Here is a 23178-nt window from a genome sequence, read left to right on the forward strand (position 1 = left end):
CCGACGAGGCATCGGGCGCTGCCGCGCCGACTTCACACCGGCACGGACGGGTCGTTCCAGTCCCAGGGCAGACAACACCGCTCGGCCAGGGACCGCTGCTGTTCGTCGTCGGCGTGGATGAGCGCCGTCACCGGCCGGCCCGGCCCGGCCACCGGCGGCATGCACCGGTGATGCTGGTGCAGCCACTGTGCCACCGGGATCCGCCACGTCCCGGACGGCAGCTCGAGCGCAGCGGCCAGCCGCCCCAGGCGCTCCAGCAGCTGCGCCTCGGCCGCGGCCCACGGCCCGCCGGGCCGCATCGCGCGCTGCCGCTCGTAGTCCAGCAGCGCGCGGGCCACTGCGACGGCCTCCGGGTACATCCACAGCCACGCCGACTCCAGGTCGCCCTCCGGCCGCCCGGCGCGATGCGCCCGCCGTGCCCAGCACTCCACGACCGTCGTGCGCCACCACCAGCCGGTGACCGCGAACGCGTCCGCGGCCAGGTACGCCCCGACGGGTCCGTGCCGGCGTTCGAACCGCCGGCGCTGCCGGTGCGCCACCATCACCTGCGCCAGCGGGGCCAGGTCCACGCCGGAGCCGGACTGACGTACATGGGTGAACTGGCCATGTCGGTCGCAGATCTTCCAGGACTCGGGCCAGACCAGCCAGATCGGCCCCCACCCGCCGCCGCGCAGCGCCACGCACCGGCTGCAGGCCGGGATCAGATAGTGCTCCATCGGATACCACGGCCATTCCCACCGGGCCTGCTTCCCGGGCAGCAGGTGGGTCGCGCGCAGATGAGGCAGTGCCCATTGCAGCCTCGGCAGTTCCACATTCAGCATCGCGGCGAGCCGCTCAGCGGCCGGAGCGCTCAAGAAGACCTCGGCCAGATGCGGCTGCACCGCATGCTGCCCCGGCCCTCCCTCGCCCAACTCGTCCAGCAGGAAGGCGATGTCCACGCCCTGAGCCGCCGCCACGCGCCACAGCAGCGAGCAGTTCGACTCATGACCGGCCAGCCGCACCGACACGCGTGCCAGACTCCGGCCCCACACCATGCGGCCCTCCGCCCTGCCGACAGATCGGCCTCGCGCAGCCGCCACCTGTGCTGTATCTGAACAGTTAGATCGCGCGCGAACACCGAACGGGCCGGTTTTGTGCGACAGTTCACCTGATCGTGTGGCAACACCGCAGGCGGGCAATACATGGCCGTTCTGCTGCGCAATCTTCGGGCAGACCCACTGACCTGCCAGAACCGCGGAGTTGGCCCGTGCAGCTTGACCTTCCCGGCGAACGCCTGTCCAGCAAGCTGTGGACCCGGCAACGTGATGCCGCGGACTGCGTGCTCAACGCGTTCGCGATGGGACGCACACGACAACAGGTGATCATGCCGTGCGGTACAGGCAAGACCCACCTTGCCGTCCACGTCGCCCACGAGATCACCGCCAACAGCCGCAGCCTGACCCTGCTGCCCACCCTGGAGCTGCTGAACCAGACCGCCCGCGTCTGGTACACCGCCGGCCGCCCGGGCCGCTACCTCGGGCTCTGCTCCGATCCGCAGACCAGCGAGCCCGTTCTCGACGGCATCCTCACCATGACAGGCGACCCGGCAGGTCTGGCCCAGGCCGTGCGAGAGGCCGACGGCCCGGTCAACGTCTTCGCCACCTACGCAGCCCTGAAGAAGCTCCGCCTGGCCCACCGCGAGCATCAACTGCCCCGCTGGGACATCGCCATCGTCGATGAAGCCCACCGCACCGCCGGGGCCCGCAGCAAGGCCTGGGGCACCATCCACGACGACGCCGCCATCCCCGCCCGCCACCGGCTCTACCTCACCGCCACACCCCGCATCTGGGACGTCAACCGGGGCGTCGTCACCGAACCAATCGCCTCCATGGACGATGTATCGCTCTACGGCACCGTCGCCTACCGCTACTCCCTGGCCGAGGCCATCCACGAAGGCAGGCTCGCCGACTACCGCATCGCAGCCCCCGAGATCCACCACCCGCAGCTGCGCGCCTTCCTCACCAGTCGCACCAAGCGGGGCCGCACCCCGCAGGCCGATGCCGCGCGGGTCGCCGCCGCCCAGCTGGCCCTGCTCAAAGCCCGCGAGGACCACCACATTCAGCGGGCGGTCTCCTTCAGCCGCAGCATCGCGCAGTGCGAAGCCCTCGCCGAAACCCTCCCGCAGACCGCCGCCGCCATCCCCGGCCAACACGCCGACGGCCTGTGGGTGTCCAGCATCCACCACAAGCACTCCCGGCCGGTGCGGCGCGAACGCATGAGCTACTTCGGGCAAGCTCCCGCAGCCGGGCCCGAAGGCTCGCTCGCCGAACTCCGCGTCCTGTGCAATGTCCGCCTGTGTGTCGAAGGCGTCGACTTCCCGCTGGCCGACTCCGTGCTGTTCGCCGACCCCAAGCAGTCCACCATCGACATCATCCAGGCCATCGGACGGGCCCTGCGCATCGGCCCCGGCATGAACAAGGTCTCCACCCTGATCATCCCCGTTCTGTTCGGACCCGGGCAGCGCCCCGAAGAAGCAACCTTCGGCACGCCCTACCACCTGCTGCACCAAGTCATGATCGCGTTGCGGGCCTACGACGAGCACTACTTCTACCGCCTGCCGATCAGCGGCCGCCGCCTGCTCATCGCCACCCCCGACTACGCAATCCGCCCCGCACGCGCCCTGGACATCGCCCCGCACCTGATGCTGCGCATCATGGAACCCGAACCGGACATCTGGGACGCCGGGATGGCCGCTGCCCGGGCCTTCCACACCGAACACGGGCATCTCGACGTCCCCAGCAACCACATCACCGACGACGGGTTCCATCTCGGCTGCTGGCTCGGCTACCAGCGTGCCCTCAAAGCCGCCGGGCACCTGCCCGCCGTCCGCGTCGCCGCACTGGCCACCTTCAACATCACCTGGCGCCACGACCCGGACAGCACCGAGGCCTTCCTCGAAACCGCCCAGGCCTACGCACGCGAACACGGCCACCTCCTTCCCCGCGACGCACAGGAGACCTATCAGCGCCGCCCCCTCGCGCAGTGGCTCCTGCAGCAGCGCCGCCAGGACGACGAGGGCAACCTGCCCGCCCCCTACCGGCGCGCCCTGCGCGACATCGACCGCTGGTGGAACCCCCACTGGTCCGACGCATGGCAGCGCACCCTGACACGGGTCCGCGACAGCACCTCCCCTCCGATCATCACCCCCGGCCACCTGCCCGACGACGCAGACCACCTCACCCGCTGGCTCGACCGGCAGTTCGACACGTTCCCCACCCTGGCCAAGGAACAGCGCCAGCAACTGGCGGCACTGCCCTTCAAAGACAGTCCCCTGGCCCTGGCGTTCCATCGCACCCCCACCAACCACTTCGCGGGCGGCCTGCGCGCCGCCCGGCACTTCTACCGCCAGCACCACCACCTGCGGGTCCCGCCCGACTTCCACGTCGGCGAAGGCGACCGGCGTTTCCCGCTGAGTCCCTGGATCACCGACCTGCGCGCCCAGGCCCGCCAAGGTGCCCTCAGCAGCGAGGAGATCGCATCCTTGGACGCACTGGCCATGAAGTGGACACCGGCTTCCCAGCGCGCACAGACGCCGCCGGCACCGCTTCCATCAACACAGACCCCCGCTGCCGTCACGAGCAATTTCGCGGCTGGGGAGGAACCGGCTCTCCAGGACATTGCCGCGTTGGTGGGTGCGCACGACCCGGTGTTTTGGACGGCCGAGAGCGAGCCGCCACCGGGCCTGGCCCCGATGATCTTCGGAGGGGGCGGCCGCCGGACGCTGATCAACATGCCCGCCGGAGCAGGAAAGACCACCACCATCGCGTCCGCCGTGCTTGAACTCGCCCCCGAAACCTGCCTGATCCTCGGCCCGGATGTGCTTTACCTCCGCAAAGCCGCCGCCACCTGGCGGAAAGTGGGTGACAGGCCGCAGGCGGGCCTGGGCTTCAGCCCGCACGGTGGTACCCGTCTGACCAGCGCTGCCGATCTGGCCGACTGGATCAGACAGCAGCCGCCCGGAGCGCTGGTGTTCGCCCGCTACGCAGATGCCCGACTGGTCGCCGACGGCCACCATCGCCACGACCTTCCTGCCTGGGGACACCTCATCGTCGAAGAAGCGCACCGCACCGCAGAAGGCATCATCACGCCGGAACACCCCTATGCCAGCGTCCACTACGACGACCGCGTCCTGGCCCGGCGGCGTAGCTATCTGACGGCCACTCCACGCATCCCCCGCCAGATGGCACCCGGCCTCAAAGCACGCGACGTGGACTGGGCGGTCCACATGCCTGCACAAAAGATCTTCGGGAGTCACATCGTCCCGACGAGCCGGCAGGCACTGGAGGACGAAGAACTGCTGGCGCCCTGCCAGCTGGAGTTGGTCCGCGTCCGCAGAAACCCCGCCTCGCGGCGTCCGCGGCAATGGTCCACCGAAGCCAACGCAACCGCGCAGATCATCGAACGGCTCCAGCTGCGCCGTGTCGCGGTCGTACTGGCCACGAAGGGCGAGGCCCAGAAATTCGGCATGCAGCTGGCGGTGGACATGCTCGACGCGGAGATCCTCCTGGAAGACGACCCGCCAGCAGGGCGGTACGCACACGACCAGCCGGTCATCCGCTGCGTACGCAGGAGCTACAACCCGTTGCCCCACGATCTCGACGCCATCGTGCTGCCGGACCCCAACTGCACCGCAACACAACTCGTCAACGTCCTGCGCCCGCTCATGGCACAAGACGTACGGCGCGTGGCCCGCACCAGGGTCCTCGTGCCGCATGCTGTGGACAGCGATGATGACCCGCCGAGCGACCAGTCCCTCCTCGTCCAGCGCGTCACCGCCGCCTTCTGGGCGCACGACCCCACAGACCCCATCGCCCCACTGCGGTGAGCAAGGCCGCGGCACCTTCCCTCGGCCGCATCGCCTCCGTCGACCCCGTCAGCGGTGAAGGTGCAGCGGCCGTCGGCGTCGGTGAACAGGTGGCCGCGCAGGTCGTTCTCCTGAGCGCCGCCGACCGCTCAACTGGCCGGGTTCCGGGCGAGGGGCGGAGCGCGGCCAACGAAACGAACCCGCATCGCGCCCTGCCGCCCTGGCAGCGGGCATTTTTTCGGGCTCCGGTCCTTGGGACCGGAAGCGGAGTGTAGCCTTGTGGCAGGCCGAGCGCATCGGCCCACGCCGAGGGGCCGGCCCATGAACGACCCCTTGTTTTCGCGGCGAAGGTGCCCGGACCACGTTCCGGCGAGGCAGCATCAACTGCGCGAGCTGCACCATGTGCAGCAGACTTCACCACTGCCCGCATGCCACTCGACGCCGCGCCGTGGACATGGGGCAGCGCGCGGCGGGACTCGAGGTCATGTCATGCCCAAGGACCACGCCCGCAAGAGCAGCGCCCGTCGGCGGGCCTACCGCACCGGATCCTCCTACACCTCCGCCAACGCCCGCACCGTGCACGAGGCCCCCACCCCTACCGTCTGGCTGGCGGGGCGGTCCTGGCCGCACGGACTCGAGCTGGTGCTGCGCGACGGCGGACGGCGGCTCACCTTCGCCATGCCGGCCGGGGGCGGCAAGACCACCGTGGCGGCGAGCGGCCTCAGCCAGGCACAGCCCACGGCGAAGACCCTGCTCCTGGTCCCCGATGCAGCGGCTCTCCGCGACGTCATCAAAACCTGGCGCCTGCACTGCGACACCCCCATCGCCACCTTGAAGGTAGTGACGGTGGGGCAAGGCAGCACCGCCGCTTTGGCAACCGCCCGGGACGTCGCCCTCTGGATGGCAGCCCAAGGAGGCGGAGCCATTCTGGTGGCCTGCCACGACGACGCCGAGGTCATCGCCAGCAGCCACCTGGATCACCAACTCCCGCCGTGGGACCAGATGGTGATCGAGGAGGCGCACCGCACCGCCGCCGAGCCGGTCACGGCCGACCACCCCTATGCGGCGATCCACTACGACGACGCCATTCCCGCCTTCGCGCGCCTGTACCTGACCGCCACACCTCAGATCCTGCCCACGCCGACCGCCCGCGACGGGGAAGTGGACGACGGCGGCGTCGACATGCCGGGCAACCAGTTGTTCGGGCACATCCAGCCGTCCGTGTCGCGCACCGAACTCGTCCGCAAGGGGCTGCTTTCCCCCTACCGGATCGATGTCCTCGCGGTGCCCGATCTGGCCCACTTCCCGCGCCTGCGCGCTGCGGCGATCGGCACCGCCCACGCCATCGAACGCCATTCTCCGCGCCGCATCGTGTCCATCCACAGCACCCGCGACCAGGCCCAGCACTTCGCCCTGCAGCTGGCGACCCAGATGCTCGACGCGGAGATCATCGTCTCGCCCGAGCGCCGTACGTCCGACACCCACAGCCAGCCCGTCATCTGGTGCCAGTGTCCCACCGATCCCTGCCCGCAGGACATCGACGCCGTCGTGCTTGCTGACGCCTCCTGCACCGCCGTACAGCTCACCGACGGCCTGACGCCGCTGATGCGCCAACGCCACCACCTCGTGGGGCAGACATCCGTCGTCGTCCCTATCCCCATCCACCCGGACGCCGACGGCGAGGACCCCGAATCGCTGCTCCAGTCTCCCCACCTCGACCGGGTTTTTGCCGCGCTGAAGGCACACGACCCCGCATACGCCGAGGCGTTCCGCAAAACACGCGACCAGTGAGTGCACCACCGCTGCTTCGCTCCCTTATGAGCTCGCCCTCCGCCCGGACGGCGGGGACCCAAGCCGCATCCGCGCCGCCTACGACCGGGTGCGGGCGCGCCTGGACGGGATCACCACCGTCACCGCCGGGCTCACGGCACTCGCCGTCCAGGGCCAAGCTGCCTACCAATCGGTCTTTGGCACCTGACACCCAGAACTCGCCGGGCCACTGTGACGGAACTCTGCGACCTGAGCCGATTCACCTCAAGCCGGTACCGGTTCCGCACAGCGGTCGCGAGCAGGCCGGGCTGGCCCGCCGTCTTCAGGGGACGAGCGGGTTGTCCCGGCTCAGCTCGATGACGTGCATCTGATCGAGCAGCCGCTTGGGCAGCTGGGGCAGATCGTTGTCCACGATGATGATCTGGTGGGGCCGGGCGCGCAGCGCACCACCGCTGCGCACTCCGGCGATGTGATCGAGGAAGTGGGTGTAGAGCCGGCCGACGAGCTCTTGGTCGTCGGCCCCGTACCCGACGTTCTTGCGGGGGGAGTCGATGACGAGGAAAGACGGCAGGTCCGTCGCCCCGGTCACCAGCGCGTAGCTGAGGAACGCCATCCGGTACACGACGTTGATCGCGCAGCGGACCCCGTGCCCGACCTTGGTGAGGTTCCCGGCGCGTACCTGCGGCAGCAGCGAGGTGTGGTTGAGCCGGGCGCCCGGATCGCCGGGCAGGCCGACGGAGCCGACGAGTTCGGTGAAGTGCTCCTCGAACTCGCCGAGCGTGGTCCGCCGGTGGGCCAGCAGGTTCTTGCGGGTGCGGATCTCCTCCCGCACGCCCTTCAGCTCGTCCTCGCACGTCTGGACGGAGCGGTGCAGCTCGGCCAGCCGGCGGTGCGGCTCCAGCTGCCGTTCCAGCAGCGTGGTCCGGGTGCGGGCCGTCGCATGGGCCGCGGCCAGCCCTTCGATCTGCGCGGCCAGCGGGCTGATCTCCTCCCGGGTGCGGGCATCCAGCTCGATGCGGGCCTGCTCCCACGCGGTCTGTGCCTCGCTGTGGGCCTTGACCTGTTCGGTCAGCTGCCGCTCCGCCGCCGCCAGCGCGTCCTGCGCCGCGTGCAGGGACTGTGCCAGGACGGCGGGATCGAGCGCGCTCAGACACAACGGGCAGTCCCCTTCGGGAACCGGCCGCACGGTGAGATCGGCGCGGCACACCGGGCAGGGTGAGCACGGCTGGGGGCCGTGGGCGCGCTGGTCGGTCAGCTGCTGTACCTGCTGCTGGCGCCCCAGCGCGTGCTCGCCCTCGGCGACCGCACGCCGGCACCGCTCGAGCACCTGCTCCGCCTCCAGGACACGGCGGCGCAGCGGGTCGGCGTGCGCAGTGGCGGCCCGCATCCGGCCCTTGAACTCCTCCAGACGCTGCAGCGCCGCGCACTCCTCCTCGTGCGAGCGCGCCAGCTCCGTCTCGAGGTCGGCGGCGCTGCCGGTCAGAAACGCACTGATGGTCTCCGTCCGCCGCCTCAGGTCAGTCAGGGTGCGCGTCAACTCGTCCTTGCGGGCCGTCAGCACCCGCATCGGTCCGTCGGTCAGCCCGAGCAGCAGTTCGACCACGGTCCGGTAGGACTGGGCGGTGTTGGCCTTGCCCCTGACTGACTCCGTGCCGTCCACCACGTCCTGGGTGAGGTAGCACATCGCGTACAGCTGCTCGAAGGTCAGCCGTGCCCCGGCGCCCAGCAGGGCCACGGCGGAGGGAGGTGCGAACATCTCGCCCAGGCCGAGCAGGTCCAGCAGCACCTCGCCCACCACCCGCCGCCCGCCGTCCGGCTGCGTCTCCACACCGAGGATCTCCTCGGCGCCGCCTCCGTTGCTGTCCAGGAGCTCGACGTCGGACACGTCCCGGACCAGGGAGCGTCGCAGCCCGATGCGCATCCCCTCGATCCGTACGAACAGCGTCACCGTCTGCAGACGCTCCCCGGGCACCTCCCGCCAGGCGACGGGCAGCCCGAGCGCGTACTTGATGCAGTCGGCCAGCGTGGTCTTGCCGGTGTCGATCGGCCCGACGACGCACACCACCGCGTGGGCCAGATCGATCTCCCGCACCCCGCCGTCCGATGTGAGCACCAGCCGCTCACAGAAGAAGTCCCTTGCCACCGCGGTTCCTTCGGATCGCCCGCCTGCTGTCGGGTACTCCAACGGCCCGTCCCGGCACGGGAAGCGGGGCCGGGCGCGCACCCACCGGATCGAGTGGGCAACGCGCGCAGGCTGCCCACCCGATCCGGCGCAGCCACGGTGCGGGCGCGGCGTGGCACCAACCGTCCCGTGCCGCCTCCCGGTACCGGGAGGCGGCTGCTCCCGGTGAGCGGCCCGCACACTGCCACGGGACCGCCCGCGGCCGCCGTGCGTACGCCGGGCTCGCACCGGTTCCGGCCGGGCACCGCCTTGTGCCCGGTGGGCAGGACGCACCCCACGTGAGGCGGGCGGACACGGTGACGCGACCGCGGATGCGGGTGGGCGGCCGGGTGCGGGCTGTCTCACAGGGCCTCCACCCACTCGCCGTGGTCGGCGGCGAGTTCTGCAGGCGGGGGTGAGGAGGTGAGCGGGGCGGCACGAGGGGGTTCGGGGACAGCGGCGGCGTGGGGGATCGAGCGGGAACATCCCCGGCAGGCGTCGGCCAGGCGCCAGGTGCGCCCGTTGTCGCCGCAGATCAGCAGCAGCGCCAGTGGTCCGGAGCAGGCAGTGGGCGGCCGGTGCCAGACGCACCCGTGCTCACGGCACTGGCAGGTCCGCAGGTGCGCGGGCAGCGGAGTGTCGAGGAGATGGCCGGCGAGGTGGTGGCGCGCCTGACGCGACACCGGGATGCCCGGCTGGGCGGCGAAGGAGCGGCACGCGCTACAGGTGACGGTCGGGCGTCCGGCATGCGCGCTGATGGTCACGCTCCAGGCGCGTGCGGGCAGGGCCATGGAATCCCTTCGGCCATGTAGTGAGGGCGGGATCGGGGCGCCGCCGGGGGAGGGGCGACGAGCGGACACCGTAGTGCAGAGCTCTGCCCTGCCCGGGCCCACAAATAGGGCAGAGGTCTGCACTGTCAGGGCGGGGGACTGCACCATCGGATGGGCAGGTGACGATCTTCCCGCCGCCGGACCCGGACCCGACGGCGCTGCGCCAGGACCTGTCCCGGCTGCGCGCCGAGCGCGGCTGGAGCTACGACGAACTCGCCGCTCGCAGCAGCCTGTCCAGGCGCACCCTGATCGAGATCGAGCAGGGCCGCACCATCGGCACCCTGGCCACCTGGCACGCCCTCGCTCACGCCTTCGGCCTCCCGCTGGGCGAGCTCCTCGCCCCCCTGTGCACCGGCCACGAACCCCCGCACGGAGAACCCCGGGCCCGCTGAGAATCCTCACCCGATCGGGACCCCGCACTCGCCCATCCGTGCGAGCGCAGCCCTGGCGTTCCCTTTCCGTCACCCTCTCGAAGGCGTCAGGCGCGACACGCCCCGAAGACCGGTTCACCGGCTGCCACCTTTCACTCCGGCACCTGCATCAGCCGATGCAGGTCCGTCCCGCATGCCCGCACCCGCGGTCTGCCACGGCCTTACGGAGACCCCCACCCATGAACTTCACCCCCACGGCAGAACAGGCCGCCGCACTCGAGGCGTTCACGAGCGGCCACCACCTGGTCATCCAGGCCGGCGCCGGCACCGGAAAGACCTCCACGCTCGCCTTCCTCGCTGAGCAAAACCCCACCCGCCGCGGCCGCTACCTCGCCTTCAACCGCGCCATCGCCCAGGACGCCGCCGCCCGCTTCCCCTCGACCGTCCAGTGCAAAACGGCCCACTCCCTGGCCTACGCCGCCCTCGGCCACCGCTACCGCGACCGCCTGAACAGCCCCCGCCGGCCCGGCTGGAAGACCGGAGCGGACCTCGGCCTGAACACCCCCGTACGCATCCTGGGCCGCGACCTGCTGCCCGCCACCTTGTCCAATACGGTGCTGCGCACCGTGACCCGCTACTGCCAGTCCGCCGACACCGAACTCGCCCACCACCACGTGCCGCACCTGCGCGGCATCGAAACCGAGGCCGCCCACGCCGAACTCGCCGACCTGCTCCTGCCGTACGCCGCGAAAGCCTGGCAGGATCTGCAGGACCCCGCAGCGGGCACGGTCCGCTTCGAGCACGACCACTACCTCAAGATGTGGGCCCTGACCGAGCCCGTCCTCGACGCCGACTTCCTGCTCCTGGACGAAGCCCAGGACACCAACCCCGTCCTCGAGCACATCGTCCTCGCCCAGCAGGAACGCACCCAGGTCGTCATGGTCGGCGACTCGGCCCAGGCCATCTACGGCTGGCGCGGCGCCCGCGACGTCATGACCGGCTTCACCGGCCACCACCTCACCCTTACCCGCTCCTTCCGCTTCGGCGCCGCGCTGGCCGCCGAAGCCAACCGCTGGCTCACCCTTGCCGACGCCCCCATCAGGCTCAGCGGAAGCGCCGACATCCCCACCGTCATCGGCCCCCACTCCCACCGGACCGGCGCGGTGCTGTGCCGCACCAACATCGGCGCCGTCACCGAAATCCTCGCCCTCCAGCAGGCCGGCACCCCCACCGCACTGGCCGGCGGGGGAGACGCGCTGCGCGCCCTGGCCCACGCCGCCCGCGACCTCATCCAGGGGCGGCGCACCCACCACCCCGAACTGGTGCTGTTCACCACCTGGAACGAACTGCGCGACTACGCCGAACTCGACCCCGCCGGCGCCGACCTCCAGCCCTTCGTAGGCCTCGTCGACGGCCACGGCCCCGACGCCATCCTCCAGGCGGTCGACCGGCTGGTCCCCGAAACCCACGCCCAGATCACCGTCTCCACCGCCCACAAGGCCAAAGGCCGCGAATGGCCCCAGGTGCGCATCGCTGCCGACTTCACCCCGCCTGCCGACACCGACGAACTCGACGCCGAAGGCCGCCCCGTGCCCGGCCCCATCGACCCTGACGAGGCCCGCCTGGCCTACGTCGCCGTCACCCGCGCCCGCCATCACCTCGACCCCGCCGGCCTGGCCTGGCTCGATCAGCACCCCGATGCCCCGGCCTGCTGACCCGGCACGCAGGCTCGGCCAGGGCGGGATGACGCTGTGAAGACTGCTGCCGGGATCGGCGGCTTTCAAGAGCGGGGGAGGCGGACTGGGTGTGGTTTCCCATGGTCTAGGTGCGAATCGGCGGTGAAGAACCGACAGGAGCGTCGGAGTTCATGGTGCACTGCCAGGGTGGCCTACAAGTCGGCTATGCTGCGGCGGCCCCCTGACATACTGCGAGGAGCCATGGCGACGCCCGGGAGATCTGGCGTGACACGCGTCCGGGGCGGGGTGGCGTCCGGCTGCACGGGGCAGTGGATGAAGACTGCCGAGGAAACGTCTAGCGCGGTCGTGAGCCGATCACAGTTTCCGTTGACAGGTTTCCGACGCCGCCCAGCCTGCGTCCGCCGCACCGCGACTCCACCAACAATTCGTTCATCGTCACGGAGCTCACCGGGCGGAAGGCTTCCGGCCGTGGCCCGGGCTCAGTTCTCCGCCGCCCGCGATGGTTCCGAATCGACGTGCGAGGGCGCGGATCGATAGGCCCTGACCATGTGGAGCAGAAAGGCCCGTTCGCCCGCGAGATCTGTGCGGCCCGTCGAGTTGAAGCGCGGTGTACAGGGCGCCGGATCGAGCCCCCGCAGTTTCGCGTCCCGGGCGCTCTTGACGGCGGCGGCCAGGGCAGCGATGTCCCCGCTCGCCTCGGCACTGGGCCGCCTGCGGCGCGGCGGCGCCTGAGGCGGAAGGCCATGGTCCGTAAGCGCCAGAATGGCGTCCCTGGTCTCGATGATCCTGCGGTAGGCGAGCATGTGATAGGGTATACGGGGCCACACAACGTCCCAGATCCGGTGGCGCGGTGAAGTCAGGGCGACGTGCGGGACCGCCATCACGAGGTCGTGCCACATTGGCCACAGCCGCCAGGCGGCGGCGATGTCGGAGACGGCGCGCCGGAAGGCGGAGTACGTCGGCACCAGGATGGCCAGGGCGCGCAGCCCACCGTGCAGGTTCATGAGCAGGGGAAGCCAGGGCAGGGGCCAGTCGGCATCCGTGGTGACCCGTAGGAGATACCCCAGCCAGTAGACCTCCACCAGAGCCGTACCCAGACCGAACAGGCGCAGGCTCAGGGTCAGCGACCGGTGCGCGGAAGTCGCGCCGTAGCGCAGGCACATCGACACGCACAGGGCGTTGGCCGCCAGATGCGTGCTCATGAGAACGAGCCAGTAGACGAGGGAGGGGTGCGGCGCCCCGCTGGTCGGGATGCCGATCTTGAGGTGCGGCTCGGCCGCGAGATCCAGGACGAGCAGGAGGGCTACTATGGCGCCGGCGGCGAGGACGATGGCCGTCTGGAGGCGACGGCCCTCCGCGGTCACCTGGGCCACGAAGGAGAGCACGGCTCCTGCAGACAGGACGCCGATGGCGTTCCTGGCCGCCGCCACGACGTTGGCCTCACTGTGGTGGGCGGCCTCGTGCAGGACGGACGGCTGATCGAGCGTCATGGCCGCGGCTGCGGTGGCCACGGCCAGCAGCACGCCACGCTGGGCCGCCGAACGCAGGCCGGAGGGCGCGCGCAGCAGCACCGCGATCCATAGCAGCAGCACACTGGGCAGCTCCAACTCGGAGCCGAGCGTGGCTGCGTCGTGGGTCATGCCGTGCCGTGCCGTGGGTTCACTCCCAGGGCCGCCTCCAGGCGGCCGAGGGCACCATCGGCGTGCCTACGGGAGGTCTTGCACACGAGGGTCCCGAGAACACTGGCGAACAACTCCGCCTCCCGTTCCTGGCTGGTAGCGTAGTTCGTGCGGCGCAGGAGACGCTGCACCGCGTTCACGTCGAGGTCGGGCAGGAACGAGCCCCAGCCGGTGCCGTCCTCGTCCGACGCCCCATGGTCGAACAGCATGTGCCCGATCTCGTGCAGCACAATGTGTTCCTGGTGGAGGAGCGCGGTGCGCTGTTCGTAGAAGATGTGGTCTTCGGCATCGGTGGCCAGCCACATGCCGCAGGCACCGGCGGTGGCGGCCTCACGCGGCAGCGGATGAAGATGCAACGGCCGCCCGCGCCGCGCGGCGATATGGCGGCACAGGATCTCGATGGACAGGGTGGAGGGGAGTTCCAGCCGGTCGATCACCGCTCGGCAGCGACGTCGCAGCCTGAAGGATCCGTAAGACATGAGTGTCCGCGTCGGGGCCTTTCTTCAGGTGGGGGGACCGGGACCGAGGGAGCGGGCACGGGGTCAGTGTCTGCGGGCTCCGGGGCGGTCCAGCCGGTCGTCGGCGTGGGGTGCGTCGTAGGGCAGGGCGTCATGGGTGCGGGTGGGCGGCGGGGGCTCCTCCTGTTCGCTGACGTGCTCCAGATGCTCCACGCGCCGGGCTTCGTTGACGATGGTCAGGAGGGCGTCCAGGCTCGCGGACGACAGGCCCTCGGCCCTGAGCGCGAGGCTGCGCACCTTCGTATCGCGGAGCGCGATGGCGAGTTTCAGCTGCGCATCGACCCGGCGCGACACCTCGTCGTTGACGAAGTACTCGAGCGGAACGCCGAAGAACTCGGCGAGTACCGCAAGTTGTTCCAGTGTCACATTGCGCTTCCGGCCGGTGGCGAGTTCCCACAGATAGGTCCCGGAGATCGTTTTGCCGGTGCTCTCGTGGATCAGTTGGGCGAGCCGCGCATATCCCGGGCGTTTGCGCTCGTCCGGGTAGTAGGTCGAGACCAGGTGGCTGAGCCGTTCGTCGAGGTTCTCCAGCAGCGGCCGACTTGTGTCGCGATGATCTGCCTCGCCCCTGTCCATACGCCACCTTTCGTACGTCCGCTCCAGTGGACAGCGCCACCCCGGATCAGTGTGGCTCATTTCAGGGCGCGCAGTGAGTGCAATTCGGTCGACCTTCTGGGAGTTGAGCTCGCGCGTGGCTCGTCTGTGACGGGTGCGACGCCGGGTGCGCGAGCGGCCGATGAGAGCGATGACCTGGAAACAAGGTGTGAGAGGTACGGGCCGGATGCGCCGCCCCGGGCGGTCACGGGTGTTCGACCGGGGCGGCTGGAACGGGCCCGTCTGCTCCAGCGGACGGATTGACGCTCCACCGTCCGCTGCCTAGCGTCCTGTGGCGTGAATTCCGCTCGAGGTGTGAACGACTCAGGGCAGGCCGCGGATCTGGAACGAGCCACCCGGGACGGGTACACCCTGGCGGCGCTCCTTCTGCTTGACGTGCCGGGGTGGACCGACCCGCCGCGGATCGCGGGAGTGGACGAAGCGGATGTGCGGGAACTCGCACGCGTGATTGGGCCGTTGCCCTCCGTCGTCGCGCATCGGGTGACCGTGTGTGTCGTCGGCGGGCTTAGGCGCGTTCATGCGGCCCGGCTCCGGCGGGAGGACCGCGTCGGCGTTCGCTGTTCGGAGCAGCCGGCGCAGGGATGTGGTCGGCGAGGTGGTGCGGTCGGACTCGTCTTGCGGGCTGCCGTTGCTGGCGCTGGCCGGATGTCCCGATGCCTCGCCGAGGCGGACCGCAGTAGAAGCCGGAGTCGCCTTTGCCGCTACTCGTGACACATGACGCAATCGTGGGCCGTCCTCAGGGTGTGCGCTCCGGAGGCCGGGCCCGGCTCGATGGAGAAGGGGGATCATGGACGCCTCGGACGGCATGATGCGCGTGGAATCGGAACCCGGCGACCGGAGAACGGTGCGTTCCCTACCGATAGCCTCACTTCACGTGGGTGATTCGCTGCGGCAGAAGGGAGTCGACAACCATCACGCCTGTCTGCTGGCCGAATCCGAGGGCAAGCTTCCGCCGATCCTGGTGCACCGTTGGACGATGAGGGTGATCGACGGGGCGCATCGGCTGCGGGCGGCGGAACTGACGGGCCGTGAGGTGATCGCCGTCGAGTTCTTCGACGGTGACGAGGACGAGGCGTTCGTCCGGGCGGTCCAGGCAAACGTCAGACACGGACTGCCCCTGACCCTCGCTGACCGAACGGCGGCCGCCACACGCATCGTGCGTACCCACCCCGACTGGTCGGACCGCAGGATCGCGGGCCTGGCCGGTCTGTCGCCCAAGACAGTCGGCGCCGTACGGGCGCGGTCGACTGAGGAAATTCCTCAGTCGGCGGTACGGGTCGGCCGGGACGGCAAGGCGAGGCATCTGCCGAGGCGGAAGACGAGCCCCCCCATCCAGGAGGCGCCCGCGGAACGGGTGTCGGCGGGCGGCGGCCCACCGGTCGCCGTGACGCGGCCCGGCCCGCCGTCCCATCCTCTCCCGCAGCGCGCCCCGCGTACGGCGGGACAGGCTCTGCGGTGCGGCCCGGCGGTCGTCCCGTGCCGGGACGGTGCCGCGGACCGTATGGCGAGGTACCAGGCGCTCTGCCAGGACCCCTCTTTCCGGATGACTGAGACCGGTCGTTTCCTGCTGCGTTTGTTGGAGCTCCATATTGCCCGTGCGGGGGAATGGGATCGTTTGATCGCCAACGTGCCGCCGCATCAGGCTGATTCGGTGGCAGACCTGGCGCGGGAATGCGCGAAGGCATGGCTCGACTTTGCAGAGCGGGCCGCACGTCCGGGTGCTCGGGTGTAATCGCGGTACAACCGGTTTCATCGTGGCTTGCCGGCGTCCGACGACCGTCGTCGGCAGGGAAGAAGTTTCCGTATCTCCGGACGGAAGCGCAGCTTGACGTCGAGAAACAGCCCTGAGTATCGTCTTGTCCGCTTAATGATCAGGCCCGGTTCTCGGTGGTCGTAAATCCCGCTGAATTCAGTTCGTGGCTATGCTCCGTGGGTTGGTGTAATTCCTCTGATTCCACAACTGGCGGCCTCGCTGAAATGGTTTCTGCGTAGGTTCACGGAAAGGTTGGTCATGTCCAAGGTGCTCTGGAAAATACCTTTCATCGGCGGCCTCTTCAGGAAACTGTCGTTCCGCCGGAAGAAGAACGAAGATGGCGACTCCACGATGTATCCGCTGTACTGATCCCGGCCTTGGTCTCACCGCACCCGAGGGGACGTTGAAATGCCTGACCTGGTGCTCGGGATCTCCTCCTACTACCACGACAGCGCCGCGGCACTGGTCGAGAACGGCACCCCCTGCGCGGCTGCGCAGGAGGAGCGGTTCAGCCGACGCCGGCACGACCCCTCGTTTCCCGCCCAGGCGGTTCGGTACTGCCTCCAGGAGAGCGGAGCCAAGCTCGACGACGTGTCGGCTGTCGTCTACTACGAGGATCCGAGTCTGAAGTTCCGAAGAGTCCTGACGACTTTCGCCGCGGCCGTCCCGTACGGTTTCGCTCCCTTCCGGGAGGCGCTGCCCGACTGGCTCGCGTGGAAGCGACGTGCCGGCGAGACGGTGCGTGACGAGTTGGCCGGGCTCGGCCTCGGACAGGTTCCCCCCGTTGTCTGCCGACGCCATCACGCCTCCCATGCGGCGTCCGCTTTCTTCCCGAGCCCGTACGAGTCCGCTGCGGTGTTGTGCATCGACGGTGTGGGGGAGTGGGCCACTACCACGCTCTGGCACGGTCGCGGCTCGCGCCTCCGGCAGCTGGCCGAAGTGAGATTCCCGCACTCGCTCGGCCTGCTGTACTCGGCCTTCACGTACTTCTGCGGCTTCAAAGTCGACTCGGGCGAGTACAAGTTGATGGGGCTGGCGCCCTACGGCCGGCCCCGCTTCGCGGAGGTGATCCGCCGCAGGCTCATCCACATCAAGCCGGACGGCTCCTTCCGCTTGAACATGCGCTACTTCGCCTATCTGCACGATCACGTGATGACCGGCCGCCGCTTCGAGGCGCTCTTCGGAGGACCGCGACGCAGTCCCGAAAGCCCGCTCACCGAGCGAGAGTTCGACTTGGCCGCATCGGTGCAGCAGGTCACAGAGGAGGTCGTCACCCGGCTGGCCCGGACAGCGCGCTGGCTCACCGGGGAGCGAAGGCTGTGCCTGGCCGGCGGAGTCGCCCTGAACTGCGTCGCCAACGGAAAGCTCGCCGACCGCAAGATCTTCGACGAGATCTGGGTACAGCCGGCCGCGGGGGACGCGGGCGGCGCCCTGGGCGCGGCCCTCTCCGTCGCGTTGGAGCGCGGTGCCTCGCGTGCCCACCTGGGCACCGGGCGCGACGGGATGGCGGGAGCCCTCCTCGGACCCGCCTACGACGACGACGCGATCCGGGCCTGCCTCGACGAGCACGGGCTGACCTACTCAAGGCCAGAACCGGACGCGCTGATCCAGGAGACCGTGGTGGCGCTCGACGGCGGAAAGGTCGTCGGGTGGTTCCAAGGGCGGATGGAGTTCGGGCCGCGCGCGCTGGGCAACCGGTCGATCCTGGGTGATCCGCGCGATTCCGCCATGCAGTCGACGATGAACCTCAAGATCAAGTTCAGGGAGTCCTTCCGGCCCTTCGCACCGTCCGTACGGGCACCCGACGCACGCGACTACTTCCTGCTCAACCAGGACAGTCCCTACATGCTGTTGGTGGCCGACATCGCGCCCGACAAGAGGCTGACAGGGCCCGTGCCCGATGGAGTCTCCGGCCTGGACCTGCTGAAGGTGCAGCGATCCCTGCTGCCCGCCGTCACCCATGTCGACGGGTCGGCGAGAATTCAGACGGTCGCCGAAGTGGACAATCCCCTGTACTACCGCCTCCTGTCCGCCTTCAAGGAACGCACCGGCTGCCCGGTGCTGGTCAATACCTCCTTCAACGTGCGCGGCGAACCGATCGTGAACACGCCGGCCAACGCCGTCACGTGCTTCATGCGGACCGACATCGACATGCTCGTCCTCGGTGGCTTCATCCTGCGCAAGGAGGAGCAGCCCGCATGGCACGAGGGCGGCGACTGGCGCAGCGACATCCCCCTCGACTGACTCCACCAGGCACCCGGAGGCGCACACATGCGCAGAGCCGCCCTGTTCCTCTTCTACTACCTGGTCCTGACGCCGGTCGGCCTGCTGTGCCGCGCGGTGCGCGACCCGCTGCACCGGGGCATCCGGCCCCGAGTGAGCAGCTACCTGGTCCGGCGGTGACACCGCCCGGCGTCCGCTGCCCGGCGCACGTGGCCCCCTTCCCCACCGCATTCCACGGCGAATGCACCGACAGCGCGGAGAAAAAAACCATGGCATGTCCCACGACCGAATGCCGGGTACCGGACGCCGGACCGCACCCCGACGACCGCGGACGCTCGGACCGGCATGCCGGCGTCTGATGCGGCGCGGGTCGCCGCCGAACTCGCGCTGACCCTGGCCCTGTACCGCTGGGTGGTCTCGCCGGTGACCGGGTGGTGCGCCGTGCGCCTGGGCACCGGCCGCTATCCCGCCGCGGCACTCAACGGCGCTTATCCGGAGGGGGCGACCAGGCTGCGGAAGGTGGTTGCGGCGGGCTCCGTCGTCGCCGTCCTCAGCGCGGTCGTGGCGGTCTGCGGGGACACGGCCCGCGCGGGCCTGGCGTGGGTGCCGACCGTGGCGCTGGCACTCGTCCTCTGGAAGTACCTCACCCTGGACTACGACGCGGCCCTGGGCCTCGGCTGGCAGCGCGCCGACAGGCTGACCGTCTTCGTCGCCGGTGCCGCCGCGCTTCGCTGGCCGTGCCTGGCCCTGATCGCCGTGGTGCTGCTGTGCGGGCGGCTTGGCGGCTGGACGCACCACTCGAACGTCTGCATCCGGATGGTGAAAGCCGGCTTCTGTCTGTCGCTCGGCGCCGGTGTGACGCACACGCTCGGGGTGGCACCGGCGGCCCCGCGCAATACGACCCTGGCGGTCCTCCTGGGCGGTGTGTACCTGAGCCACTATGTGACGGCGGCTTGGAGCAAGGCGAGACTGGGGCGCTTTCCCTGGTCGTGGATGCTGGACAACCGGACCGACCTACTGGTGGCCACTTCCTACTCCTGGGGGTGGGCGCGATTCGTGCCGGCCCGGACCGTCTCACGGGTCGTCAGACGACTACGTCCAGCCGCCGCGCTGCTCAACAGCGCGACGATGCTCATCGAACTCGCGGGGCTGCTGGCCTTCGCGCACATCTGGCTCTTCGTTCTCGCAGTTCTCGGCGCTGTCCTGTTCAACTGCGTGGTCGCGCTGACCTCCGGCCTGCTGTTCTGGGAGAACATCGTCATCGGCGTCGTGCTGGCCGTCTTGTCCGTCCTCGTCGTCTCCCACGGCGGTGATCCGATCCATTTCGGTGTGTGGCCCTGGCTTCTCAGCGTGGTTCTCATGGCGCTGGTTCTGGCAGGATGGGCCTGGCGCCCCAATATCCTCGGCTGGTGGGACACGCCGCTTTCCGCCAAGATCCTGTGGACGGTGCGGACCGACGGCGGTGAGACGTATGGGCTTTACAACGACTTCATGAGCCCACATGATCGTGAGTATGCTCGGGCCGCCGGGAATGCACTGATCCGGGAACCGGTGGTGACTTTTCCGCTCGGTGGCGTGGAAGACTCCGACATACGCGATGTCCTGGTCGGGGCGCGGCCATGTGACGAAGACATCGAGCAGGCCAAGAGTCTGTTCGGGACAAAGGTGTGGGACGAGCGTCGAGCAGAGCGGCACATCAACTACATTCGCAACCTTCTGGCCGCGGTGAACAGCGGGAAGTCCAAAAGCCCGCTGCCCCGAGCATTCCGCTGGTTGAAGGCGCCGGGCGGTCATCTGTATTACTGGGGAGACCTGCCGCGCTACCGGATATCGAAAGGCCACGTCTCAAGGGTCGAGGCGTGGTACCGGGAAGAGCTGTACGCGAGCGATCAGTGCGAATGGATCCGCTTGCGCGACGAATTGCTCGTCGCCGTCGACATTCCCGGTACCAGTCGGAACTGAGTCCAGCATGTGTATCGGAGGACAACCATGCACGTCGTACTCGTGGGGCCGCGCGCAGAGATCGTACGTGGGCTGCGTGCCGACGGACACGAGATCACCCTGCTGTACGAGCCGGGCCACCGGGGACGGGTGGCCGCCCTGCGCGACCAGGTGGACCGCGTCTGCGCGGTGGACTCCTATCGCAAGGTCGAGTCACTCTGGTCCGCCGTCCACCACCTGGAACCGATGAACCCGATCGGCGCGGTCGTCACGACGACCGAGTGGGCCGTCGTCGCCACGGCGGTCCTGGGCCAATTGATCGGGGCCCGATCGCTGTCTCCCGCAGAGGCGCTCGCCTGCCGCGACAAAGGGGTGCAGAAGAAGAAATGGAATGCCGCCGGGGTGCCCACGACCGCGTGGCGCGTGCTGTGCAACAGCCTTGAGTCGGAAGCCGAGGCGGAACGCTGGCTCGCCGAGAGCGGTCTTCGGTTCCCGCTCGTCGTGAAGCCGCTGGCCGAGGGGGCGAGCAAGTCGGTGAAGGTGGCACGCTCCGTGGGCGAGTTCGTCCTGGCAGCCAATTCCATCGACGGTGGGCGGGCCATGGTCGAGCAGTTCGTCGAAGGCCGGGAGTGGCATTTCGACGGCATCGTGCAGGACGGAAAACTGTCGGCCTTCATGGTCTCCCGATACAGTGAACCGCTGTTGTGCACGAAATACGGCAAGCCCATTCGCTCGATAGCCATGACGCCGACACAGCATCGGGACGTCTACGATTCGGCCGCCGACCTCGCCTCGCGCGCGCTGCAGGCACTGGGACTCACCACCGGGGTGTTCCATCTCGAAGTGTTCGGTGAACCGGGAACATTCGTCGCCAGTGAATTGGCCTGCCGTCCGGGCGGCGGGATCGTGGGCGAGATGACGGAGCGGGTAATCGGTGTGGACATCTATGAGGCGAGTGCGCGCGTCATCACCGGGGATCACATACCGCGGTGGGCCGGGGAAACGGAATGGACCCACGGCTGGACCATCCTCCCCACCGCCCCGGGGAAGCTGAACCATGTCGAAGCCGGAGAAATCATGAAGGTTCCGGGAGTGGATAAAGTGATCATGCGACTCGAACGCGGCAGCACCATGCGGGACATGGCGGACGCCTCGACCCTGGGGGTCGGCTGCGCGGCGGTGAAAGCACGATCCGTCGACGAGTGCCAGCGCATGATCGATGCGGTGGTGGCCGCCGTGGAACAGATCCACGACGGAGCCCCTCTGGAGGCAGCGCGGTCATGAACCTCTCCCACGACGCCTCCGCCACCTCCTCGCTGCACTACGACCCGCTCGATCCCGGCACACTCACCTCCCCCTATGCCCTGTACGCCCGTCTGCGGGAGGAGACCCCCGTCTTCTGGCACGAACAGCTGGCGTCATGGGTGCTCACCCGCTACCGCGATTGCCGTGACGTCCTGCGTGACCACGCACTGTTCGCCAGGGACCGCCGCCGAGTGGGCGAGGATGTGCCGGAATTCCGGCAGAGCGTGCAGTCCCTGGACCCGCCGGACCAGACCTCCTTACGGGGCCTGTTCATCAACTCCTTACGGGCACAGGACCTCGACGGCATCGGCCGCCGGGCACGCCGGCAGGTCGCGGACATCTTCGATCGCATGTCCAGCCGGGCGGAGTTCAACTGGATGACCGAGGTCGCCGCTCCCGTCTCGCTGTCGATCACCGCCGAGCTCCTCGGCGTCGAGGAGCCAGAGCTGGGGCCGTATGTGCAGATATCGGACGCGCTCGCGCGCCGGATGGACTACGGACTGCTGCCTGGTGTCGTCGAGACCGGGGACCAAGCCCGGAAGCAGTTCAACGCGTTGGTCGACTCCTGGTTCGAGACCAACGACCGGCCGGGGACCCTGCACGACGTCCGCAAGAACGCGGCCAAGGCGCGGGTCCCGGAGCACTACATCCGCAACACCACCAGCGTCACGTTCAACGCGAGCTTCGGCACCGTGTACGCCACCGCGGGCAATGTGGCACTCACCCTTCTCCAGCACCCCGAAGCGCTGGCCCGGTTGTGCGACGAGCGGCTGCTCGACACCGGGGTGGACGAACTGATCCGTTTCGACGGACCGGCGCAGGGCACCAGCCGCGTGGCGACCCGGCGGACCACGATCCGGGGCACCGCCATCGAGCCCGGCCAGACGGTGCTGACCCTGATGGCGGCCGCCAACCGGGACCCGGAGCAGTTTCCGCGCCCGGACGAACTGGTCCTGGACCGTTCTCCCAATCCGCATCTGGGCTTCGGCTGGGGGCCGCACGCCTGCCTGGGAACGATATTCGGCCAGCTGGCGGTCAAGCAGTTGGTGCTCGGGCTCCTTGACGCCGATGCGCCGCTGAGGCTCGTCGGCCCCCCCGAGCGTCGGCGCACGGCAACGGTGCGAAGCCTTGACCGCCTGCCCGTCACCTTCCGCCGGTGACGGCAAGCCACTCAGGTTTCACGGGCGCGGATCCGCAGACCCCGCCGTCTGCGAGTCGTTGCCTTCCCTGGCCCAGCCGGGCCACGGGAAGGACGTCGTGTCCGTGATGAGTCCGCCCACCGATCCGGGAGGAGGTGCCCCCATGAGCTACGACCACTGAGAATGAGCCGGTGGACGGGTCCGGCCGCTGCCGGACCCGTCCACGCCGGGGAATCGAGGGCGGCAACTCGAACACGCATCGTGGGTGCAACGCCGCCCGGACGAATTTTCGGGAAGGCCAGAAGGTAAGAAACTCTTGTTCATGAGTGGCCT

17 protein-coding genes are annotated in these 23178 nt (G+C 69.3%); 10 read left to right on the forward strand and 7 right to left on the reverse strand.

Annotated elements, in window-relative coordinates:
• Positions 1 to 32 precede the first annotated feature (32 nt).
• Entirely contained in the window at positions 33 to 1034 is a 1002-nt protein-coding gene (locus tag OG510_RS37030) for a hypothetical protein (protein WP_406134543.1), read from the reverse strand.
• Positions 1035 to 1246: 212 nt separating this feature from the next.
• Here OG510_RS37030 and OG510_RS37035 point away from each other — a divergent pair, with 212 nt between their 5' ends.
• Together OG510_RS37035 and OG510_RS37040 are read left to right on the forward strand one after the other, a co-directional pair.
• The gene (locus tag OG510_RS37035; RefSeq protein WP_406134542.1) at positions 1247 to 4864 is read left to right on the forward strand and encodes a Helicase associated domain protein; all 3618 of its coding nucleotides are present in this window, start codon (positions 1247 to 1249) and stop codon (positions 4862 to 4864) included.
• Positions 4865 to 5332: 468 nt separating this feature from the next.
• Positions 5333 to 6634 (forward strand): DEAD/DEAH box helicase family protein, encoded by a 1302-nt coding sequence (locus tag OG510_RS37040; RefSeq protein ID WP_406134541.1) that lies wholly within the window; start codon positions 5333 to 5335, stop codon positions 6632 to 6634.
• Between the two features lie 301 nt (positions 6635 to 6935).
• Here OG510_RS37040 and OG510_RS37045 read toward each other — a convergent pair whose 3' ends face one another.
• Together OG510_RS37045 and OG510_RS37050 are read right to left on the reverse strand one after the other, a co-directional pair.
• Positions 6936 to 8756, reverse strand: coding sequence for an ATP-binding protein (locus OG510_RS37045; protein ID WP_406134540.1), 1821 nt, complete (start codon positions 8754 to 8756; stop codon positions 6936 to 6938).
• Positions 8757 to 9136: 380 nt separating this feature from the next.
• Positions 9137 to 9565, reverse strand: a complete 429-nt coding sequence (locus OG510_RS37050; protein WP_406134539.1) for a hypothetical protein — start codon at positions 9563 to 9565, stop codon at positions 9137 to 9139.
• A gap of 158 nt (positions 9566 to 9723) precedes the next feature.
• Between OG510_RS37050 and OG510_RS37055 the strand changes: the two genes are divergently transcribed.
• Both OG510_RS37055 and OG510_RS37060 read left to right on the forward strand, forming a co-directional pair.
• A complete protein-coding gene (locus OG510_RS37055) occupies positions 9724 to 9996 on the forward strand; it encodes a helix-turn-helix transcriptional regulator (protein ID WP_384364035.1) in 273 nt (90 codons plus the stop codon).
• Positions 9997 to 10214: 218 nt separating this feature from the next.
• The gene (locus OG510_RS37060) at positions 10215 to 11690 is read left to right on the forward strand and encodes a UvrD-helicase domain-containing protein (protein WP_406134538.1); all 1476 of its coding nucleotides are present in this window, start codon (positions 10215 to 10217) and stop codon (positions 11688 to 11690) included.
• A gap of 461 nt (positions 11691 to 12151) precedes the next feature.
• Here OG510_RS37060 and OG510_RS37065 read toward each other — a convergent pair whose 3' ends face one another.
• The 4 genes from OG510_RS37065 to OG510_RS37080 form a co-directional block, all read right to left on the reverse strand.
• On the reverse strand, positions 12152 to 13312 hold the full coding sequence (locus OG510_RS37065) for an MAB_1171c family putative transporter (protein ID WP_406134537.1): 1161 nt from the start codon (positions 13310 to 13312) through the stop codon (positions 12152 to 12154).
• Positions 13309 to 13788, reverse strand: a complete 480-nt coding sequence (locus tag OG510_RS37070; protein WP_406134536.1) for a hypothetical protein — start codon at positions 13786 to 13788, stop codon at positions 13309 to 13311. The genes OG510_RS37065 and OG510_RS37070 overlap by 4 nt, the downstream gene beginning before the upstream one ends.
• Before the next feature lie 105 nt (positions 13789 to 13893).
• A complete protein-coding gene (locus OG510_RS37075) occupies positions 13894 to 14445 on the reverse strand; it encodes a hypothetical protein (RefSeq protein ID WP_406134535.1) in 552 nt (183 codons plus the stop codon).
• 342 nt (positions 14446 to 14787) lie between these two features.
• Positions 14788 to 15003 (reverse strand): hypothetical protein, encoded by a 216-nt coding sequence (locus OG510_RS37080; protein ID WP_406134534.1) that lies wholly within the window; start codon positions 15001 to 15003, stop codon positions 14788 to 14790.
• Positions 15004 to 15271: 268 nt separating this feature from the next.
• On the opposite strand from OG510_RS37080, the gene OG510_RS37085 reads away from it, so the two are divergent.
• The 6 genes from OG510_RS37085 to OG510_RS37110 all read left to right on the forward strand — a co-directional run bounded on the left by OG510_RS37085 (position 15272) and on the right by OG510_RS37110 (position 22866).
• Positions 15272 to 16216, forward strand: coding sequence for a ParB N-terminal domain-containing protein (locus OG510_RS37085; protein ID WP_406134533.1), 945 nt, complete (start codon positions 15272 to 15274; stop codon positions 16214 to 16216).
• Between the two features lie 429 nt (positions 16217 to 16645).
• Positions 16646 to 18481 (forward strand): carbamoyltransferase, encoded by a 1836-nt coding sequence (locus OG510_RS37090; protein ID WP_406134532.1) that lies wholly within the window; start codon positions 16646 to 16648, stop codon positions 18479 to 18481.
• A gap of 27 nt (positions 18482 to 18508) precedes the next feature.
• Positions 18509 to 18640, forward strand: a complete 132-nt coding sequence (locus OG510_RS37095) for a hypothetical protein (RefSeq protein WP_406134531.1) — start codon at positions 18509 to 18511, stop codon at positions 18638 to 18640.
• A gap of 165 nt (positions 18641 to 18805) precedes the next feature.
• Entirely contained in the window at positions 18806 to 20422 is a 1617-nt protein-coding gene (locus tag OG510_RS37100) for a hypothetical protein (RefSeq protein ID WP_406134530.1), read from the forward strand.
• Between the two features lie 27 nt (positions 20423 to 20449).
• On the forward strand, positions 20450 to 21685 hold the full coding sequence (locus tag OG510_RS37105) for an acetyl-CoA carboxylase biotin carboxylase subunit family protein (RefSeq protein ID WP_406134529.1): 1236 nt from the start codon (positions 20450 to 20452) through the stop codon (positions 21683 to 21685).
• Positions 21682 to 22866 (forward strand): cytochrome P450, encoded by a 1185-nt coding sequence (locus OG510_RS37110; protein WP_406134528.1) that lies wholly within the window; start codon positions 21682 to 21684, stop codon positions 22864 to 22866. The genes OG510_RS37105 and OG510_RS37110 overlap by 4 nt, the downstream gene beginning before the upstream one ends.
• The last annotated feature ends 312 nt before the right edge of the window (positions 22867 to 23178 follow it).

The organism is Streptomyces sp. NBC_01089, from assembly GCF_045162975.1.
GTDB lineage: Bacteria > Actinomycetota > Actinomycetes > Streptomycetales > Streptomycetaceae > Streptomyces.